Origin of the sequence: Acinetobacter sp. 226 (assembly GCF_048147925.1) — a bacterium.
GTDB lineage: Bacteria > Pseudomonadota > Gammaproteobacteria > Pseudomonadales > Moraxellaceae > Acinetobacter > Acinetobacter pecorum.
The window spans coordinates 18547-36339 of sequence record NZ_JAYWYX010000021.1; the positions used below are offsets into that span (position 1 = coordinate 18547).

The following is a 17793-nucleotide window of genomic DNA, read 5'->3' on the forward strand; positions in this document are numbered from 1 at the left end:
ATTTCTCTATCAAGAATCTGATTCGCTTATAGTTTATTATTAATTTTAATAGTTCACTGATTATTAAATAATCTATATATTCAATCCCTGTTTATTAGGTTTTTTGTTATTTTTTTGCATACAAAAACTACAATTACTGCTATCGTAAGCCTGATAAAAAATTTCAGATACTTTTCCTAAAAACATAATTATAGAGATAAAAAATGTGGGAACTGTTTACACATCCATCCAATATCGTATTTAGCATCAGTTTAAGCCTAATGCTGATGTTTGCTGCACTTGAGTGCATTCTGCTGTTGCTCGGTGGCGGATCACAGCATATGTTTGAACAGTTTTTACCTGACGACCCCCTGCATCCGGAAATAAGTCCGGATCACCCTCCCGGTGTTTTCAGCAAAGTATTTGACTGGTTATATTTGGGACGTCTGCCTTTATTTATCTGGCTGATTATTTTTCTGACCAGTTATGGTTTGAGTGGTTTATTGATTCAGGGCATATTTGAACGCCTGACCAGCCAACTTTTCAGTGTCTGGCTGATTTCTCCAGCCTGCCTGTTTCTGTGTATGCCCGTAGTACGCTTGCTTGCCAAGGCGGCCAGCAAGCTTCTGCCTCAAGATGAAACTTCTGCCATTCATAGCGATGAACTGATCGGACGTACCGCGACCATTATCTTGGGAAACGCTAGAGTGAATTCTCCGGCACAGGCCAGAGTTCAGGATCAGTATGGGCAGACCCATTATGTGCTGGTTGAACCTGAAAGTAATCAAACCTTAAATCAAGGCCAAGATGTGGTTCTGACCCAAAAAACTAAAAACGGCTTTCAAGCCATTGAACTTTAATTTTATTTAGCCAAAACTCAATTGAGACTTTATAACAATGTTAAAATTTGATTTATATAATATTTTAATTATTGCGGGAATTATTTTTGTAGCACTGGTGACCTTCGGTTTCATCATTGCACGCTTATACCGTCGTTCAAGCAAAGAAATTTCCTTTGTACGTACCGGCTGGGGTGGAGAAAAAGTGATTTTAGGCGGAGGTGCCATTGTGCTTCCAGTCTTGCATGAAATTATTCCGGTAAACATGAATACCTTGCGCCTTGAGGTGCGTCGTGCAGATGATCAGGCACTAATTACCCGTGACCGGATGCGTGTCGATGTCATGGCCGAATTCTATGTACGGGTCAAACCTACCGCTGATTCAATTGCCACCGCAGCACAAACACTCGGTCAAAAAACCATGTCACCCAATGAACTAAAAAATCTGGTGGAAGGCAAGTTTGTCGATTCACTGCGCGCAGTAGCCGCAGAAATGGCCATGGAAGAATTGCACGAAAAGCGGGTGGATTTTGTACAGAAAGTTCAGCAGGTGGTGTCTGAAGATTTACATAAAAATGGTCTGGAGCTTGAAACTGTTTCACTGACTGGTCTGGATCAGACCGGATTTAAATATTTCAATCCACAAAATGCTTTTGATGCAGAAGGCCTGACCAAGCTTACTGAAACTATTGAGGATCGTCGTCGCAAGCGTAACCATATTGAACAAGATACAGATCTGGCAATTAAAACCAAGAATCTGGAAGCTGAACAGGCTCGCCTGCAAATTATTCGTGAAGAAGAATATGCCAAGCTACAGCAGGAACGTGAAATTGCCATTCGACGTGCTGAACAGCTGGCTGAAATTGCCGCTCAGGAAGCTGGCAAAAAACGCGAAGCAGAGGAAGCCCAAATTGCGGCTGAACGCGAGGTCGAACTCAAGCGTATTTTGGCCGCCCGTGATGTAGAGAATGAAAACATTCAAAAGGCCCAGCTGATTCAAAAAGCCCAAGTCGAACAAAAGAAAACCATTGAACTGGCTGAACAGGATCGTGCCATTGCCATTGCTGAAAAATCCCGTGCCGAATCTGAAGCCAAAGCCCAGGCCGACCACGCCCGTGCGCAGGCGGTAAAAGCAGAAGAAGAAGTCATCACAGTACGGCAAATCCAGCAAGCGGAACGTCAAAAGGCGGTTGAGCTGGTCGCAGCCAAAGAACAGGCTGAAAAGGATGCGATTGCGATTACCGTAGCGGCTGAGGCAGGCAAACAGGCGGCAGCAGACGATGCAGAAGCCGTACGCATTGCTGCTGAAGCTGAAGCCGAAAAGGTTCGTCTCAAAGCCAAGGGTGAAGCAGATGCGAAAATCCTACTAGCTCAAGCGATGGAGAAACAGTATCAGGTCGATGCTGAAGGTACCCGTGCGGTCAATGAAGCTAATAATGTGCTGTCTTCAGAACAGGTCGAGATGCAGATCCGTCTGGCCATGCTGAAATACTTGCCTGAAATTATCCGGGAAAGCGTCAAGCCAATGGAAAATATTGACGATATCAAAATTCTTCAGGTCAATGGACTACATGGCAGTCATGCCGGTTCTTGTCAGGCAGATGCACATCATGAAGGGGGCAATGTTGCCCTTTCAGATCAGGTGGTCAATAGCGCCCTGCGTTATCGCAGTCAGGCACCGCTCATTGACAGCCTGATGAGTGAGCTGGGCATTCAGGGGGGTGATATCAACGGCATGACCCAGAGCCTCAAAGCTAAAACCTGAAAAATAGACTGAGATATAAAAAAGCTCCCATCTGGGAGCTTTTTTATTACACGTTTACTTTAGATATCAAGCTAAACCTTTATCTTTTAACACTTGCAGCATGGTTGAACCGAGTTCAGCAGGACTACGCGTATAGGCCATACCCGCACGCTCAAAGGCTGCAAATTTTTCTTCAGCTGTACCCTTACCACCTGAGATAATCGCACCTGCGTGACCCATACGTTTGCCTTTAGGCGCAGTTACGCCCGCAATATAACCAACAACCGGCTTAGTCACATTCGATTGAATATATTCAGCTGCTTCTTCTTCTGCCGTACCACCAATTTCACCAATCATAATGATGGCTTCAGTTTGCGGATCGTCCTGGAACAGTTTTAAGCAGTCAATCTGGTTCATGCCCGGAATCGGATCACCACCAATACCGATACAAGTCGACTGACCTAAACCTAGGTTGGTGGTCTGTGCCACGGCTTCATAAGTCAGTGTACCTGAACGCGAGATAATTCCGATTTTACCTGGTTGATGAATATGTCCCGGCATAATCCCGATCTTACATTCACCCGGCGTAATAATACCCGGACAGTTTGGTCCAATCAGACGTGTACCGTTGCCATTGGTTTCCAGATAACGCTTGGCTTTCAGCATGTCGAGGGTGGGTACCCCTTCAGTAATTACCACAATTAATTCAATGCCGGAATCAACCGCTTCAATAATGGAATCCAGTACAAAAGGTGCCGGAACATAAATCACCGAAGCATCTGCGCCAGTTTCCTTCACCGCTTCACGCATGGTATTAAAAACGGGTAAATCTAGATGGGTTTGACCGCCTTTTCCTGGAGTGACACCGCCCACAACTTTAGTGCCATAAGCCAAAGCCTGTTCAGAATGGAATGTGCCGTTTTTACCTGTAAAACCTTGTACCAACACTTTGGTGTCTTTATTAACTAATACGCTCATGATGGATACTCCTTAAGCTTTTACAGCAGCAACAATTTTTTCTGCAGCATCAGCAAGACCATGTGCAGAAATCAACTTCAAACCTGATTCATCCAGTAATTTTGCACCCAATTCCGCATTGTTGCCTTCAAGGCGAACAACCACAGGAACAGTCACATTTACTTCCTGAACCGCTGCAATAATTGCTTCAGCAATCATGTCACAACGTACAATTCCACCAAAAATATTGATTAATACGCCCTGTACAGAGCTATCTGCAAGAATAATTTTGAAGGCTTCAATCACACGCTCTTTCGTGGCACCACCACCCACATCCAGGAAGTTGGCTGGTTGACCACCGTAGAGCTTGATAATATCCATGGTTGCCATGGCAAGACCCGCGCCATTAACCATACAGCCAATGTTACCCTCAAGTGCCACATAGTTCAGATCAAATTCAGAGGCTTTCAGTTCGCGCTCATTTTCCTGAGATTTATCCCGCATAGCCGCGATTTCTGGCAAACGGTATAGCGCATTTGAATCAATTCCGATTTTGGCATCAACACACAGAATGTCACCATTCTCACGCACAGATAGCGGATTGATTTCGAAAAGTGCAAAATCATTCTCTACAAATGCCTGATAGGCAGCTGTCATGATTTTTACAAATTGATTGATTTGTCCATCTTTCAGTTTCAGTGCAAAAGCAACTTCACGTGCCTGAAATGGCATCAAACCGACTAAAGGTTCAACTTCAACTTTAATGATTTTTTCCGGGGTTTCTTCAGCTACCTTCTCAATCTCAACACCGCCTTCAGTTGATGCCATAAAAGTGATCCGGCGAGTCGAGCGATCGACTACAGCACCCAAGTACAGCTCGCGCTCAACCGGATAAACATCTTCCGAGACTAAAATGCTATTGACTGGCTGACCATTGGCATCTGTCTGATAAGTGACCAAGCGTGAACCAATTATCTGGTTGGCATATTCAGCAGCCTCGGCAGCCGATTTTACTACTTTTACACCGCCTGCTTTACCTCGACCGCCGGCATGTACCTGTGCTTTCAATACTGCGAACTTTCCACCCAACTGCTCAAAAGCTTGCACCGTTTCATCGGCATTAGTGGCCAGTATGCCCTCCTGTACAGGCATACCATATTTTTTTAATAGCGCTTTTGCTTGATACTCATGTAAATTCATGGAATAACCTTTTATTACTTCTTTAGCTTGTTATAACTCACCAGCACCCAGACGTCCGTCAAAGCAGCACCAGCATTTCTTCAAATCGTTATCTTTATTTTTAGATGATTGTTCCAATAAAAACAACCATGAAATACAAAAGAGCGACCTAAGTCGCTCTTTTTTTGCATTACTTACGTTTACGCTGAATCGCGTGAATTGCACGGCCATCAACAGCAAGAGCTGCTTCATGCACCACTTCAGAGAAGGTTGGATGAGCAAATGTCATTAACTGCAGGTCTTCAACTGACGATACAAACTCAAGTGCGATCATGCCTTGGTGGATGATATCAGACGCAGCAGGTCCAATCACATGCATACCCAATAGACGATCCGTTTTTGCGTCAGCAACAAACTTCACGAAACCAGCACCTTCACCCGCAGCCAAAGCACGACCATTGACAGCAAAACCGAATTGGCCAGTTTTTACTTCGTGACCTTTTTCTACAGCCTGCTGCTCTGTTAAACCAACCCACGCCGCTTCTGGGTGTGTGTAGATCACAGAAATAATGGTGTCATAGTTTACTTGCGCAGCATGTCCGTGAATACGCTCAACAGCCATCACACCTTCTTCCATGGCTTTATGCGCAAGCATTGGACCACGTACCAAATCACCAATTGCGTATACACCTTCAACTGAAGTTGCACACCAGTCATTTACTTCAACCAGACCACGTTCAGTCAGCTTGATACCTGAATCTTCAGCCAGTAGACCTTCAGCATAGGCACGACGACCTACACAAACGATCAATTTATCGAAAGTTTCAGTTTTATCTTCACCAGCTTGGGTATATTTAACTGTCACTTCACGACCGTTAATTTCAGTGCCAGAAACTTTCGCACCGATACGGATATCCATACCCTGTTTAGTCAGGATTTTTTGGTATTCTTTAGACAATGCTTTATCAGCCATTGGCAAGAATGCGTCCATTGCTTCAAATACAACAACTTCTGCACCAAGACGACGCCATACTGAACCTAGCTCAAGACCGATTACACCCGCACCAATCACACCTAAACGCTTAGGCACTTCAGTGAATTCAAGTGCGCCAGTAGAATCAACGATTAAGTCTTGATCTACAGGAGCTGAAGGAATGTTAATTGGTACAGAACCTGTCGCAAGAATCACGTATTTAGGCTCTAAAACTTGAACTTCACCTTCAAATGGTGTGAATTCAACTTTTTTGCCCGCAAGCAATTTACCTGTACCTTGCAACCATTCAATCCCGTTGCCTTTAAGCAACTGGGCAACACCGCCAGTCAACTGATCTACAACTTTGTCTTTACGACTCATCATTTTAGAAAGATCAAATTTAACTTCACCGGTCGTAATACCATGGTCATCTAAATGCTGAACGGTATCTTCATAACGATGTGAAGAATCAAGCAATGCTTTAGACGGGATACAACCCACGTTTAAGCAAGTACCACCCAAAGCTGGCTTGCCTTTATGAATACGTTTTTCGATACACGCAACTTTGTAACCAAGTTGAGCTGCACGAATTGCTGCTTCGTAGCCGCCCGGGCCACCACCAATTACGACTAAATCGAATTGAGACATGTTCATCTCCAAAAATGGGCCTAGAGTTTTGCCCTAAGCCCATAAATATATTCTTAAAAATTAAAGATCAAGGATAAGACGTGCTGGCTCTTCTAACAATTCTTTGATTGTTACAAGGAAACCAACTGCTTCTTTACCATCGATTAAACGGTGGTCATAAGACAATGCAAGATACATCATCGGCAAGATTTCTACTTGACCATTTACAGCCATCGGACGTTCCTGGATTTTATGCATACCCAGAATCGCAGTTTGTGGCGTATTTAGAATTGGTGTAGAAAGCAATGAGCCAAAAGTACCACCATTGGTGATCGTGAATGTACCACCAGTCATGTCTTCGATGCCCAGCTTACCGTCACGTGCCTTCGCAGCATATGCACGGATGCCGTTTTCAACTTCAGCATAGTTCATGCGGTCTGTATCACGAAGTACAGGAACCACAAGACCACGTTCAGATGAAACTGCAACACCGATGTCATAGTAACCATGATAAACAATATCATCGCCATCAATTGAAGCATTTACCGCTGGATAGCGTTTTAGGGCTTCAGTTGCTGCTTTAACGAAGAATGACATAAAGCCAAGACGCGCACCATGACGCTTCTCGAATGCATCTTTGTATTGAGCACGCATTTCCATGATTGGTTTCATGTTCACTTCGTTGAACGTGGTCAACATTGCAGTTTCTTGAGTTGCTGCAAGTAAACGTTCAGCTACACGCTTACGAAGACGTGTCATCGGCACACGTTTCTCAATACGCTCACCCACCGCAACGCTTAATGGCTGCGCTGCAGGTGCTGCCGGCTTCGCCTGATGATTTGCCACATCTTCTTTAGTGATGCGACCACCACGGCCCGTACCTTCGACATCAGCAGCAGCCACACCAGATTCAGTCAATGCTTTACGCACGGCTGGAGCCTGATCCTGTACCTGTTGACGTTCAACGATCGGTGCATTACCCGCTTCAGTTTGCGCAGCAGCTTGTTCAACTTTCTCTTCAGACTGAACTGCTTGAGTTTGCGTAGCGCCAGAAACAGCACCTTCTTCAAACTGTGCAATTACTTCAGCTGAAAGAACAGTATCGCCTTCACCTTTAATAATAGATGCAAGTGTACCGTCTGCAGGAGCGACAACTTCTAAAACAACTTTATCAGTCTCAATATCGCAGATCACTTCATCACGTGAAACTGCTTCACCTGGTTGTTTGTGCCAAGTTGCGATCGTACCGTCCGCAACTGACTCTGGAAATACCGGTGCTTTAATTTCGGTTGCCATTACTTAGAATCTCCTGGATTATTCAGCATCGATCGCAAGCGCGTCGTTGATGAGCTGAGCTTGTTGTTTTGCATGCAAATATGGTGAACCACATGCCGGTGCAGCAGAAGCTTCACGGCCGGCATAGCTAATACGTACTTGTTTACCCGCTTTCATCACATCATCATAAAGACGCGGTGCAATGAACAACCAAGCACCTTGGTTTTTCGGTTCTTCTTGTGCCCAAACAAGATCTTTCACGTTTGGATACTGAGCCAGAACTTCTGCCAGGCGTTTTTCTGGGTATGGATATAATTGTTCAATACGTACAATAGCAGTATTGTTCAATTCTTTTTCACGACGTTTTTCAATCAGATCGTAATACACCTTACCCCCACACAGAATCAGACGGTTTACCTCTGACTTGTTGATGTTATCTACTTCATCGATCACAGTTTGGAATGTGCCGTTTGCCAGCTCTTCCAGGCTCGATACAGCCAGCTTGTGACGAAGTAAAGATTTCGGCGAAGTAACGATCAGCGGCTTACGAATTGGACGAATCGCTTGACGACGTAATGCATGGAAAATCTGTGCAGGTGTAGTCGGTGTGATCACTTGCATGTTGTCTTCAGCACATAACTGCAAGAAACGTTCCAAACGTGCAGATGAATGCTCTGGACCCTGACCTTCGAAACCATGCGGAAGAAGCATGGTCAGACCACACACACGTTCCCATTTGGTTTCACCAGATGAGATGAACTGATCGATTACAACCTGTGCACAGTTTGCAAAGTCACCAAATTGTGCTTCCCAGATGATCAAGCTCTTTGGAAGAGTGGTCGCATAGCCATATTCAAATGCCAATACCGCCATTTCTGACAATAAAGAATCATAGATTGCAGTACGCGGCTGGTTTTCTTTGATGTGACAAAGTGGAATATAAGTTGAACCATCTACCTGATTATGCAGTTTCGCATGACGATGCGAGAAGGTACCACGGCCTACATCTTCACCTGTTAAACGAAGCAAGTAACCTTCATCTAGTACAGATGCATACGCCAGAGTTTCAGCAGCACCCCAGTTCAGTGGCATTTCGCCTGTTTGCATTTTCAGACGGTCATCAATTACTTTTGCAACTTGACGCTGCATCACGAAGCCTTCAGGAAGCTCACGCATTTTTACGCCCAGCTCTTTCAGACGTTCAATTGGGAAAGTTGTATCCCATTCGTCAGTATATTCATGACCCAGATAAGGCGTCCAGTCCACAAACATTTTTTTGTTCGGCTCAAGGACCAGTGCATTGGCAACGTGATTACCCGCTTCAAGATCTGAACGGTAGTTTTCTACCATCTGATCTGCGCTTGCACGATCAAGAATACCCTGCTGTACCAATTGATCCGCATAAAGCGTACGTGTAGTCGCTTTCTTGTTAATCACCTGATACATCATTGGCTGAGTTGCAGCTGGTTCATCTGCTTCGTTATGACCGCGGCGACGGTAGCAGAACATGTCAATCACAACATCTTTACGGAACGTATGACGGAAGTCATGTGCCAGTTGTGAAATGAACACCACCGCTTCAGGATCATCACCATTAACATGGAAGATTGGTGCCTGAATCATTTTTGCGATGTCAGTACAGTATTCTGTAGAACGCGCATCACGTGGATCAGAAGTGGTGAAACCCACCTGGTTATTGATCACGATATGAACCGTACCACCCACGGTATAACCGCGAGTTTGTGACATCTGGAAAGTTTCCTGGTTGACGCCCTGACCGGCAAATGCAGCATCACCGTGTACGATTAATGGCAATACATCATCGCCACCAATGTCTTTACGACGTACTTGACGTGCACGTACTGAACCTTCAACTACAGGTCCAACGATTTCCAGATGTGAAGGGTTAAACGCCAATGCCAGGTGAACTTCGCCACCCGGAGTCATGACGTTTGAAGAGAAGCCTTGGTGATACTTAACGTCACCAGAACCTTTCTTGTGAATAGACTTACCTTCGAACTCACCAAACAGGTCAGCCGGGTTTTTACCCATGATGTTAACAAGAAGGTTTAAACGGCCGCGGTGAGGCATACCGATCACAACTTCTTTACAACTTACAGAACCTGCACGCTGAATGATTTCGTTGACCATCGGGATGAATGCTTCACCGCCTTCAACGCCGAAACGTTTAGCACCAACGAATTTATTACCAAGATATTTTTCCAGACCTTCGGCTGCAGTCAAACGCTCAAGGATATGTTTCTTTTGATCTGCAGAGAAGTTAAATTTACCACGCGCACCTTCAAGACGTTGTTGAATCCAACGTTTCTCTTTAGTGTCTACGATGTGCATGTATTCAGAACCTACTGTATTACAGTAGGTAGATTCTAATGCTTCGACAATTTCTGCCAGGGTCGCTTCTTCTTTACCAATCGCCAGATTGCCAGTATTGAATACAGTATCTAGGTCAGACTGAGTCAAACCGTGCGCAGCCAGATCAAGGTCAGGTACAACTTCACGCTTTGCCAAACCTAATGGATCCAGTTTTGCCTTCTGGTGGCCACGATTACGGTACGCAGCAATCAACTGTAACACGCCAATTTGACGACGTTCATGTTCTGAGCTGACTGTTGACTGAACAACAGGCTGAATCCGGCTTGAATTGCGACCTAGCAGCAGGAATTGCTCACGTACATTACTGTGTGGTTGATCACCTTTTGGGAATTTATCGAAGTACGCTCTCCAGTCAGCACCCACTGAATCTGGAGCAGTCAGATACTGCTCATAAAGTTCTTCAATGTACGCTGCACTATCAGCGGAAAGTTCAGTGTCAAGACGCAGAGCGTCAGCAACTTCTTGCATTTGTGGACCCATTTCCTATTGCAAAAACATTTTCAGGATGCTTTTTAAGCAAAACCCAGGATTATTAGCATCAAATTGGTAATATGATACTAGTCCCCCATAAGGCATAAGCCATGAGGCGTTATCACCACACCAAGAAAATCTTGATATGTATAATGAACAATAACACCCCTCAGCGGTATCATCACTCATCGAATACCCGATCGAAACCGGGCAATTTTTTGCAAATCGACTTAGAAAAAAATAAGCATGAACAAAAGTTTTTTCTAAAGCGACTCAGTTCTATCTTTATATACCAGTCCCAGATTCTACAGTGTTTAAAAAATGTACCTAAAAGTGCTTTTTTTAAAGATATACATGGGCTGAATGCTACCATGTTCTCCACTTTTCAATTGATTTTTTTGACACATACCTTCTATAAATTGGCTAAATACAGTTCAGATATTTTACTCTAATATATGGTGCTTTATCCTAAAAATAGATTCAATGTAGACTTAAGTTCTAAGCATTTCCGATAAATAAAAAGAGAGCAAACTTCTCAATCCACTCCCTTTTCAAATTTCCGTTATATAATAACATCGTTCTTGTTATTTTTCAGGTCAGTTTTACACCGATCTTGTTATTTTTCAGCTCATTTTTAGCTCTAAAAGTCATAAATACCCCCAAATAATCCAGTGTCCGCCGTTAATGATGTTCAACATCTTCCTTATTCCCGAATTGCCTGAATCAACTCTATACATATTAAGTATGGTCTTCTTATTTTTATCTTATGATTGATTATTTTTTCTTGAATAATTTGCATAAAAAAGCACACCCTGAGGTGTGCCTTTTTCAAACTAGAGGAACAGCCTATTAGCCAGCCATATCTAAAAGCATATTACGGATGTGACCGATTGCTTTAGTAGGGTTCAAACCTTTCGGACATACAGATACACAGTTCATGATGCCTTTACAACGGAACAATGAGAACGGGTCGTCAAGACGAGCCAAACGCTCTTGTGTTCCAGTATCACGCGAGTCAATGATGAAGCGGTAAGCATTCAACAATGCTGAAGGACCCAAGAACTTGTCCGGGTTCCACCAGAATGATGGGCATGAAGTTGAACAGCATGCACATAGAATACATTCGTAAAGACCATCAAGATGCTCACGCTCTTCCGGAGACTGTAAACGCTCTTTAGGAGGTGCAGGCTGATTGTTGATCAAGAACGGATGGATCTTGTTGTACTGATCGTAGAACTGGTTCATGTCAACTACCAGATCTTTAATCACAGGAAGACCAGGCAATGGACGAACAGTAATTTCATTTGGTAAATCGTTCAGGTTCCAAAGACACGCCAAACCGTTTTTACCATTGATGTTCACACCATCAGAACCACAGATCCCTTCACGACATGAACGACGGAACGTTAAAGTTTCGTCCTGTACTTTCAATGCAAGAAGCGCATCAAGCAACATACGGTGCTTATCAGTCAGTTCCAGCTTAAAAGTTTGCATGTACGGTGCTTTATCCTTATCAGGATCATAGCGGTAGATATGAAATGTACGAGTACCTCTACTCATCTGAATTCTCCTGATTAGAATGTACGTGGTTTAGGTGGAATCGCATCAACCGACAATGGACGGTAACGAACTGGCTTGTACTCTAGACGGTTGTCAGCAGAGAACCAAAGAGTATGTTTCATCCACTCATCATCACGACGACCGTATGGGTAAGCAGGATGGTCTGGAGACTCTTCAAAGTCTACCACCGTATGCGCACCACGGCATTCTTTACGCGCTGCAGCTGAAATAAGCGTTGCTTTAGCAACTTCATACAGGTTTTCAACTTCAAGTGCTTCAATACGTGCTGTATTGAATACTTTAGATTTGTCTTTCAAGTGAATGTTGCGTACACGCGGTTCAATTGCAAGAATCTGTTTTACACCTTCTTCAAGCAGTGCAGATGTACGGAATACACCAGCGTGATCTTGAACGATGTCACGAATTGCATCAGCAACTTCTTGTGCATTCTCACCTGAGGTCGATTCGTCAAGTTTACGAACGCGCTCAACAGTTTGTTGAAGTACAGTGGTAGGCAGTGGTTCGTATTCATCACCGTGATGTTTAGTCACGTAATCAATGATGTGCTGGCCAGCAGCCTTGCCAAATACAACCAGGTCAAGTAATGAGTTTGTACCTAGACGGTTTGCACCGTGTACAGATACACATGAACATTCACCGATTGCATAAAAACCTTTCACTGGTTTAGTGAAGTCACGGCCTTCTTGATTGGTTGAATAAACGTCATTTTCTTTGTCGTAATGAGTAACAAGCGCTTCAGTTTCGCGAGTTTCAGGAACAACAACCTGGCCATGAATATTCGTCGGAATACCACCCATTTGGTAATGGATTGTTGGTACTACCGGAATTGGCTCTTTGGTGATATCAACGTTCGCGAATTTCTTGCCAATCTCGAATACAGATGGAAGACGTTTCATGATCGTATCCGCACCCAGATGCGTCATATCAAGCAGGATGTAATCGCCTTTAGGACCACAACCACGACCTTCTTTGATTTCCTGGTCCATAGAACGTGATACGAAGTCACGCGGTGCCAAATCTTTCAAAGTAGGCGCATAACGTTCCATGAACGGTTCGCCGTCTTTGTTACGAAGGATTGCACCTTCACCACGACAACCTTCAGTTAACAATACGCCTGCGCCCGCAACACCCGTTGGGTGGAACTGCCAGAATTCCATATCTTGTAATGGAATACCTGCACGAGCTGCCATACCAAGACCGTCACCAGTGTTGATATAAGCGTTTGTGGAAGCACGGTACACACGACCCGCACCACCTGTAGCGAATAATGTTGCTTTCGCCTGGAATACTGCAATTTTACCTGTTTCCTGGTCAATTGCAGTCACACCAAGTACGTCGCCTTCTTCATTACGGATCAAATCAAGCGCGATCCATTCTACGAAGAATTGAGTACCCATTTTCACGTTGCTTTGATAAAGCGTGTGAAGAAGTGCGTGACCTGTACGGTCGGCAGCAGCACATGCACGCGGAACCGCTTTTTCACCGTAGTTTGCTGAGTGACCACCAAACGGACGTTGGTAAATTGTGCCATCAGCATTACGGTCGAATGGCATACCCAGGTGTTCAAGTTCATATACAACTTGTGGCGCTTCGCGAGTCATGAACTCGATCGCGTCTTGGTCACCTAACCAGTCCGAACCTTTAACTGTGTCATAGAAGTGGTAGTGCCAGTTATCTTCTTGCATATTACCAAGAGATGCACCGATACCACCCTGCGCAGCAACAGTGTGTGAACGGGTTGGAAATACTTTAGTCAGAACGGCAACTTTCAAACCAGCTTGAGCAAGTTGGTAAGACGCACGCATACCTGAACCACCACCACCAACGATGACAGCATCGAAAGTTTGGTGTGGAATATTTGTGTAATCTTCTTTAGGGGTTATAGCGCCCATGATCTCTTCCTATCAAGCCCAGAAAATCTGGATCGCCCAGATCGCATATGCCAATACAGCGATAATCACTGCTGAAGTCAGTACAAGGCGTAAACCTGCTGCACCCGGGATGTTTTGACGAGTTGTCACATAGTCAGTGAATACTTGCCACATACCAATCCACGCATGCACAACTAACGAAAACACTGCCAATAAAGACATAATCTTCATTGGTGTTGTCATCATAAAGCCATACCATTGCTCAAAAGTGAATCCGCTATTGCAAAGGATCCAGCCCAATACAACAATAGTATAAACAGCTAGAACTACAGCACTGATACGTTGGAGAAACCAATCGCGAGAACCTGAACCTGTTAAACCAGTAGCGCTTTTCATTAGAGTACGATCCATACAAATGCTGCAACAATACCAATTGCAGACAAGATTAATGCGATAGTAGATGCAACACGGCCACTTTCTAGTTCTTCAGCAACACCCATGTCAGCAAGTAAATGCTTAACACCAGCGATGAAGTGAAAAATCAAGCCGGCGACAAATACCCATACAATGAAACGAACAATGAAACCACTCATGATTTCTTGAACTTGCGCAAAACCTTCAGGCGAAGACAATGACTTGTCTAAGAGCCATAGAAGGACCGGTACGAGTAAAAATACGATAACACCTGAAAGACGGTGTAGAATTGATGCAATAGCCACGGGTGATTTTAAGTTTACTTCTAAAACTTGACCCATGGACAAATTGACAGGTCTGTTGCTTTTCACAGCGGGCATCCTGTAAGTAAAAACTCCATCCGGAGTTTGTTGGAATTAATTCGAAGGAAAGCTGGCATTTTTAGGCAAATTCATTACCTAAAATCAAAACGACACTGAATTATAAAACGTCAACTATCAAAATACAAACGGCGGAATTTGGCTTTTTGGAGAAAAAGCCATTAAATAAGAATCATTAACATCAACAATTTAAATCTCTCTACCCTCCCAGTCCTCCTTAATCTTATCTATATGGTTGTTTTTAAAAAATTAATTTGATTAATTTAATCTACTTTCAACCTAAAGACTCATGTGCTCGTTTTAGACTAAAGACGCACAGTTCAAACACAAATATTATTTAAATCTCTTTTTAAATCAGATTAAAATCAATTGCCTATATTCTACAGACCAATTGCCCTCCATAAAAAGCAGATCAATCATGAAGATATCTCGTTGTTAAATAGCCACTTAATATTCATTACGATGGTTTTTTCAATCGATTTAGGCTATTTGGATTCAAAAAATCATTTATTTATTTTTATACCACGCCCTTCTGCTATAAAACTGGCCATTTATTAAGCTATTTTTTAATCAATTAAACAGAACTAAAAATCCAATTAATTGCTTTTATTTATAATTCCGAATGTGACGTTTTGGATGACAAAAACCATGTAAGTTATGAGATTTATATAGTTTTAAGCATATTGGCTTTAACTTCTGACAGCTTTTATCTCGATTTCTTATAAGAAAAAAACGCTTACAAATACCCCAGACAATCTATTTTTTTCTGCACCTAGGCATTAATTTGACTTATTATAGAGGTTTGATGCTGTGATTTTACTGAACTTTTTATACTGAACAGATCTGACTAAATTGCTGTGCGACTGTCATTTTTCATCCATAAGTATAATTGACAAAATTTCAGTACTCACTAATCTTATAGCAAATTTTTGATCCGTCCGTTTTGTGCATTAAAAAATTGATAGGCAAACCGGATATACATTCACCAGGACAGGAGATCTATTGAATGTCTGAAGCAACTGGCAAGAAAGCCGTTTTACAGCTTGATGGCAAAGAAATTGAACTACCAATTTACAGCGGCACATTGGGCCCAGATGTAATCGACGTTAAAGATGTGTTGGCTGCAGGTCACTTTACTTTTGATCCTGGTTTTATGGCGACAGCGGCGTGCGAATCTAAAATCACGTTCATCGACGGTAACAAAGGTGTACTTTTACACCGTGGCTACCCAATCGACCAGTTAGCGACTAAAGCAGATTACCTGGAAACTTGCTATTTACTGTTAAATGGTGAACTTCCAACTGCTGAACAAAAAGAAGAATTTGACGCTAAAGTACGTAACCACACGATGGTTCACGATCAAGTTAGCCGTTTCTACAATGGTTTCCGTCGTGATGCGCATCCTATGGCGATCATGGTGGGTGTGGTTGGTGCGTTATCTGCGTTCTATCACAACAACCTTGACATTGAAGATGTAAACCACCGTGAAATCACCGCGATTCGTTTAATCGCGAAGATTCCAACACTGGCGGCTTGGAGCTACAAGTACACGATCGGTCAACCTTTCGTTTACCCACGTAACGACTTGAACTATGCTGAAAACTTCCTTCACATGATGTTCGCAACTCCTGCAGACCGTGATTACAAAGTTGATCCAATTCTTGCAAAAGCAATGGACCGTATCTTCACACTGCATGCTGACCATGAACAAAATGCGTCTACATCTACAGTACGTTTAGCTGGTTCTACCGGTGCGAACCCGTATGCATGTATCGCTGCTGGTATCTCTGCACTTTGGGGCCCTGCTCACGGCGGTGCGAACGAAGCTGTTCTTAAGATGCTGGACGAAATCGGCACTGTAGAAAACGTTGCTGGCTTCATGGAAAAAGTGAAGACCAAAGAAGTTAAACTGATGGGCTTCGGTCACCGTGTTTACAAAAACTTCGATCCACGTGCGAAAGTAATGAAAGAAACTTGTGACGAAGTTCTTGGTGCACTTGGCATCAATGATCCACAGCTTGCCTTGGCTATGGAACTTGAACGTATCGCACTTTCTGACGAATACTTCATCAAACGTAACCTTTACCCGAACGTAGACTTCTACTCAGGTATCATTCTTAAAGCGATTGGTATCCCGACAGAAATGTTTACTGTGATCTTTGCGCTTGCACGTACTGTTGGCTGGATCAGCCACTGGCTAGAAATGCACAGCGGTCCTTACAAGATCGGTCGTCCTCGTCAGCTTTATACTGGCGAAGTTCAACGCGATATCGCTCGTTAATTCGAACGACGTTGAAAGACAGAAAAACCACCCTTTAGGGTGGTTTTTTATTACTGACAAAATCCTACACTTAGGTTATTTAATATCTTTTAAAATGAATAAATCTAAACCAAATTCATAGATTAAAATTCGAACAGGATTTGTACTTGATGTTGTTTTATGCTGCTCTGCCTTTCATTCTGAAACTTGTCCGTTTTGAACAGTTCAAATGTCGCAGCCTAACCCCTGGTGAAATCAGCATCTGCCAGCAGGTATTTGGCAACCTGATTGACTATTCAACAGTCAAAGTCATGAACCACCCCTACCTTCCCTGGCAATCCAGACATGTCATTATGGCACCCAGCGGCTATATTCATGCACGCAATTTAAATTATCGAGAAGACTATTCACAGGAAAGCTTGGCATATCAGGCACTATTCATTCATGAGATGACGCATATTTATCAATACCAACAGAAGATTAATGTGGTTTTAAAAGGCGCACTCCTGCAAAGTGCTTATTTTTTAAGCTTGAGAAAATATAATCCTTACAAATATCAATTTAATCCCAACAAATCATTTTCACACTACAATATTGAACAACAAGGTGATATTGCACGAGATATTTTCTTAAAAAGAATCCCGAATATAATTTTGAATCCCTGAATAAGCAGATGATATTTAATTACTTTAATTTTAAGAAAAATCAAAAGCACATATTTTAAAATCCCTTATTCCCGCTTAAGTCTTTACTTCTGCATATGTATACATGTATAAAACATCAGCATATTTTGTAATTTTATATCATTACTTTCCCATTCGATGTCTCTTCTTGCTAAGTCAAGTCTAG

At 43.1% G+C, this 17793-nt stretch carries 13 protein-coding genes; 4 read left to right on the plus strand and 9 right to left on the minus strand.

The annotated features are described in order from the left end of the window. Window positions 1-203 precede the first annotated feature (203 nt). Together VXP95_RS10950 and VXP95_RS10955 are read left to right on the plus strand one after the other, a co-directional pair. Window positions 204-839, plus strand: a complete 636-nt coding sequence (locus tag VXP95_RS10950) for a YqiJ family protein (RefSeq protein ID WP_416705177.1) — start codon at window positions 204-206, stop codon at window positions 837-839. A gap of 37 nt (window positions 840-876) precedes the next feature. Then, window positions 877-2583 carry a flotillin family protein gene (locus tag VXP95_RS10955; protein WP_416712028.1) on the plus strand — a complete coding sequence of 569 codons (1707 nt, stop codon included), beginning with the start codon at window positions 877-879 and terminating at the stop codon, window positions 2581-2583. 66 nt (window positions 2584-2649) lie between these two features. On the opposite strand, the gene sucD is transcribed toward VXP95_RS10955, so the two are convergent. The 9 genes from sucD to sdhC form a co-directional block, all read right to left on the minus strand. After that, on the minus strand, window positions 2650-3540 hold the full coding sequence (gene sucD / locus VXP95_RS10960; protein ID WP_144724966.1) for a succinate--CoA ligase subunit alpha: 891 nt from the start codon (window positions 3538-3540) through the stop codon (window positions 2650-2652). Window positions 3541-3552: 12 nt separating this feature from the next. Next, the gene (gene sucC, locus VXP95_RS10965) at window positions 3553-4719 is read right to left on the minus strand and encodes an ADP-forming succinate--CoA ligase subunit beta (RefSeq protein WP_064095632.1); all 1167 of its coding nucleotides are present in this window, start codon (window positions 4717-4719) and stop codon (window positions 3553-3555) included. Window positions 4720-4888: 169 nt separating this feature from the next. Continuing rightward, complete coding sequence (gene lpdA, locus VXP95_RS10970; RefSeq protein WP_064095633.1) at window positions 4889-6319, minus strand: dihydrolipoyl dehydrogenase; 1431 nt, start codon at window positions 6317-6319, stop codon at window positions 4889-4891. A gap of 60 nt (window positions 6320-6379) precedes the next feature. Continuing rightward, the gene (gene odhB, locus VXP95_RS10975; protein WP_064095634.1) at window positions 6380-7594 is read right to left on the minus strand and encodes a 2-oxoglutarate dehydrogenase complex dihydrolipoyllysine-residue succinyltransferase; all 1215 of its coding nucleotides are present in this window, start codon (window positions 7592-7594) and stop codon (window positions 6380-6382) included. A gap of 18 nt (window positions 7595-7612) precedes the next feature. Then, window positions 7613-10435 carry a 2-oxoglutarate dehydrogenase E1 component gene (locus tag VXP95_RS10980; RefSeq protein ID WP_064095809.1) on the minus strand — a complete coding sequence of 941 codons (2823 nt, stop codon included), beginning with the start codon at window positions 10433-10435 and terminating at the stop codon, window positions 7613-7615. An 852-nt stretch (window positions 10436-11287) separates the two neighbouring features. After that, window positions 11288-11998, minus strand: coding sequence for a succinate dehydrogenase iron-sulfur subunit (locus VXP95_RS10985; RefSeq protein ID WP_064095636.1), 711 nt, complete (start codon window positions 11996-11998; stop codon window positions 11288-11290). 14 nt (window positions 11999-12012) lie between these two features. Further along, window positions 12013-13911: an FAD-binding protein gene (locus VXP95_RS10990; protein WP_416712029.1), complete on the minus strand. Its 1899-nt coding sequence runs from the start codon at window positions 13909-13911 to the stop codon at window positions 12013-12015. A gap of 12 nt (window positions 13912-13923) precedes the next feature. After that, window positions 13924-14286, minus strand: a complete 363-nt coding sequence (sdhD, locus tag VXP95_RS10995; protein ID WP_416712030.1) for a succinate dehydrogenase, hydrophobic membrane anchor protein — start codon at window positions 14284-14286, stop codon at window positions 13924-13926. Continuing rightward, window positions 14286-14684, minus strand: a complete 399-nt coding sequence (sdhC, locus tag VXP95_RS11000; protein ID WP_081406340.1) for a succinate dehydrogenase, cytochrome b556 subunit — start codon at window positions 14682-14684, stop codon at window positions 14286-14288. Before sdhC ends, sdhD begins: the two co-directional genes overlap by 1 nt. A gap of 1006 nt (window positions 14685-15690) precedes the next feature. Here sdhC and gltA point away from each other — a divergent pair. Both gltA and VXP95_RS11010 read left to right on the plus strand, forming a co-directional pair. Continuing rightward, window positions 15691-16965 carry a citrate synthase gene (gene gltA, locus VXP95_RS11005; RefSeq protein ID WP_064095640.1) on the plus strand — a complete coding sequence of 425 codons (1275 nt, stop codon included), beginning with the start codon at window positions 15691-15693 and terminating at the stop codon, window positions 16963-16965. Between the two features lie 149 nt (window positions 16966-17114). Beyond that, window positions 17115-17609, plus strand: a complete 495-nt coding sequence (locus VXP95_RS11010; RefSeq protein ID WP_416712039.1) for a hypothetical protein — start codon at window positions 17115-17117, stop codon at window positions 17607-17609. The last annotated feature ends 184 nt before the right edge of the window (window positions 17610-17793 follow it).

What these genes read in the sequence shown, in the direction of transcription:
- VXP95_RS10950 (WP_416705177.1), top strand. Translation starts at nt 204, where the DNA reads ATGTGGGAACTGTTTACACATCCATCCAATATCGTATTTAGCATCAGT.
- VXP95_RS10955 (WP_416712028.1), top strand. Translation starts at nt 877, where the DNA reads ATGTTAAAATTTGATTTATATAATATTTTAATTATTGCGGGAATTATT.
- sucD (WP_144724966.1), bottom strand. Translation starts at nt 3,540, where the DNA reads ATGAGCGTATTAGTTAATAAAGACACCAAAGTGTTGGTACAAGGTTTT.
- sucC (WP_064095632.1), bottom strand. Translation starts at nt 4,719, where the DNA reads ATGAATTTACATGAGTATCAAGCAAAAGCGCTATTAAAAAAATATGGT.
- lpdA (WP_064095633.1), bottom strand. Translation starts at nt 6,319, where the DNA reads ATGTCTCAATTCGATTTAGTCGTAATTGGTGGTGGCCCGGGCGGCTAC.
- odhB (WP_064095634.1), bottom strand. Translation starts at nt 7,594, where the DNA reads ATGGCAACCGAAATTAAAGCACCGGTATTTCCAGAGTCAGTTGCGGAC.
- VXP95_RS10980 (WP_064095809.1), bottom strand. Translation starts at nt 10,435, where the DNA reads ATGCAAGAAGTTGCTGACGCTCTGCGTCTTGACACTGAACTTTCCGCT.
- VXP95_RS10985 (WP_064095636.1), bottom strand. Translation starts at nt 11,998, where the DNA reads ATGAGTAGAGGTACTCGTACATTTCATATCTACCGCTATGATCCTGAT.
- VXP95_RS10990 (WP_416712029.1), bottom strand. Translation starts at nt 13,911, where the DNA reads ATGGGCGCTATAACCCCTAAAGAAGATTACACAAATATTCCACACCAA.
- sdhD (WP_416712030.1), bottom strand. Translation starts at nt 14,286, where the DNA reads ATGAAAAGCGCTACTGGTTTAACAGGTTCAGGTTCTCGCGATTGGTTT.
- sdhC (WP_081406340.1), bottom strand. Translation starts at nt 14,684, where the DNA reads ATGCCCGCTGTGAAAAGCAACAGACCTGTCAATTTGTCCATGGGTCAA.
- gltA (WP_064095640.1), top strand. Translation starts at nt 15,691, where the DNA reads ATGTCTGAAGCAACTGGCAAGAAAGCCGTTTTACAGCTTGATGGCAAA.
- VXP95_RS11010 (WP_416712039.1), top strand. Translation starts at nt 17,115, where the DNA reads ATGTTGTTTTATGCTGCTCTGCCTTTCATTCTGAAACTTGTCCGTTTT.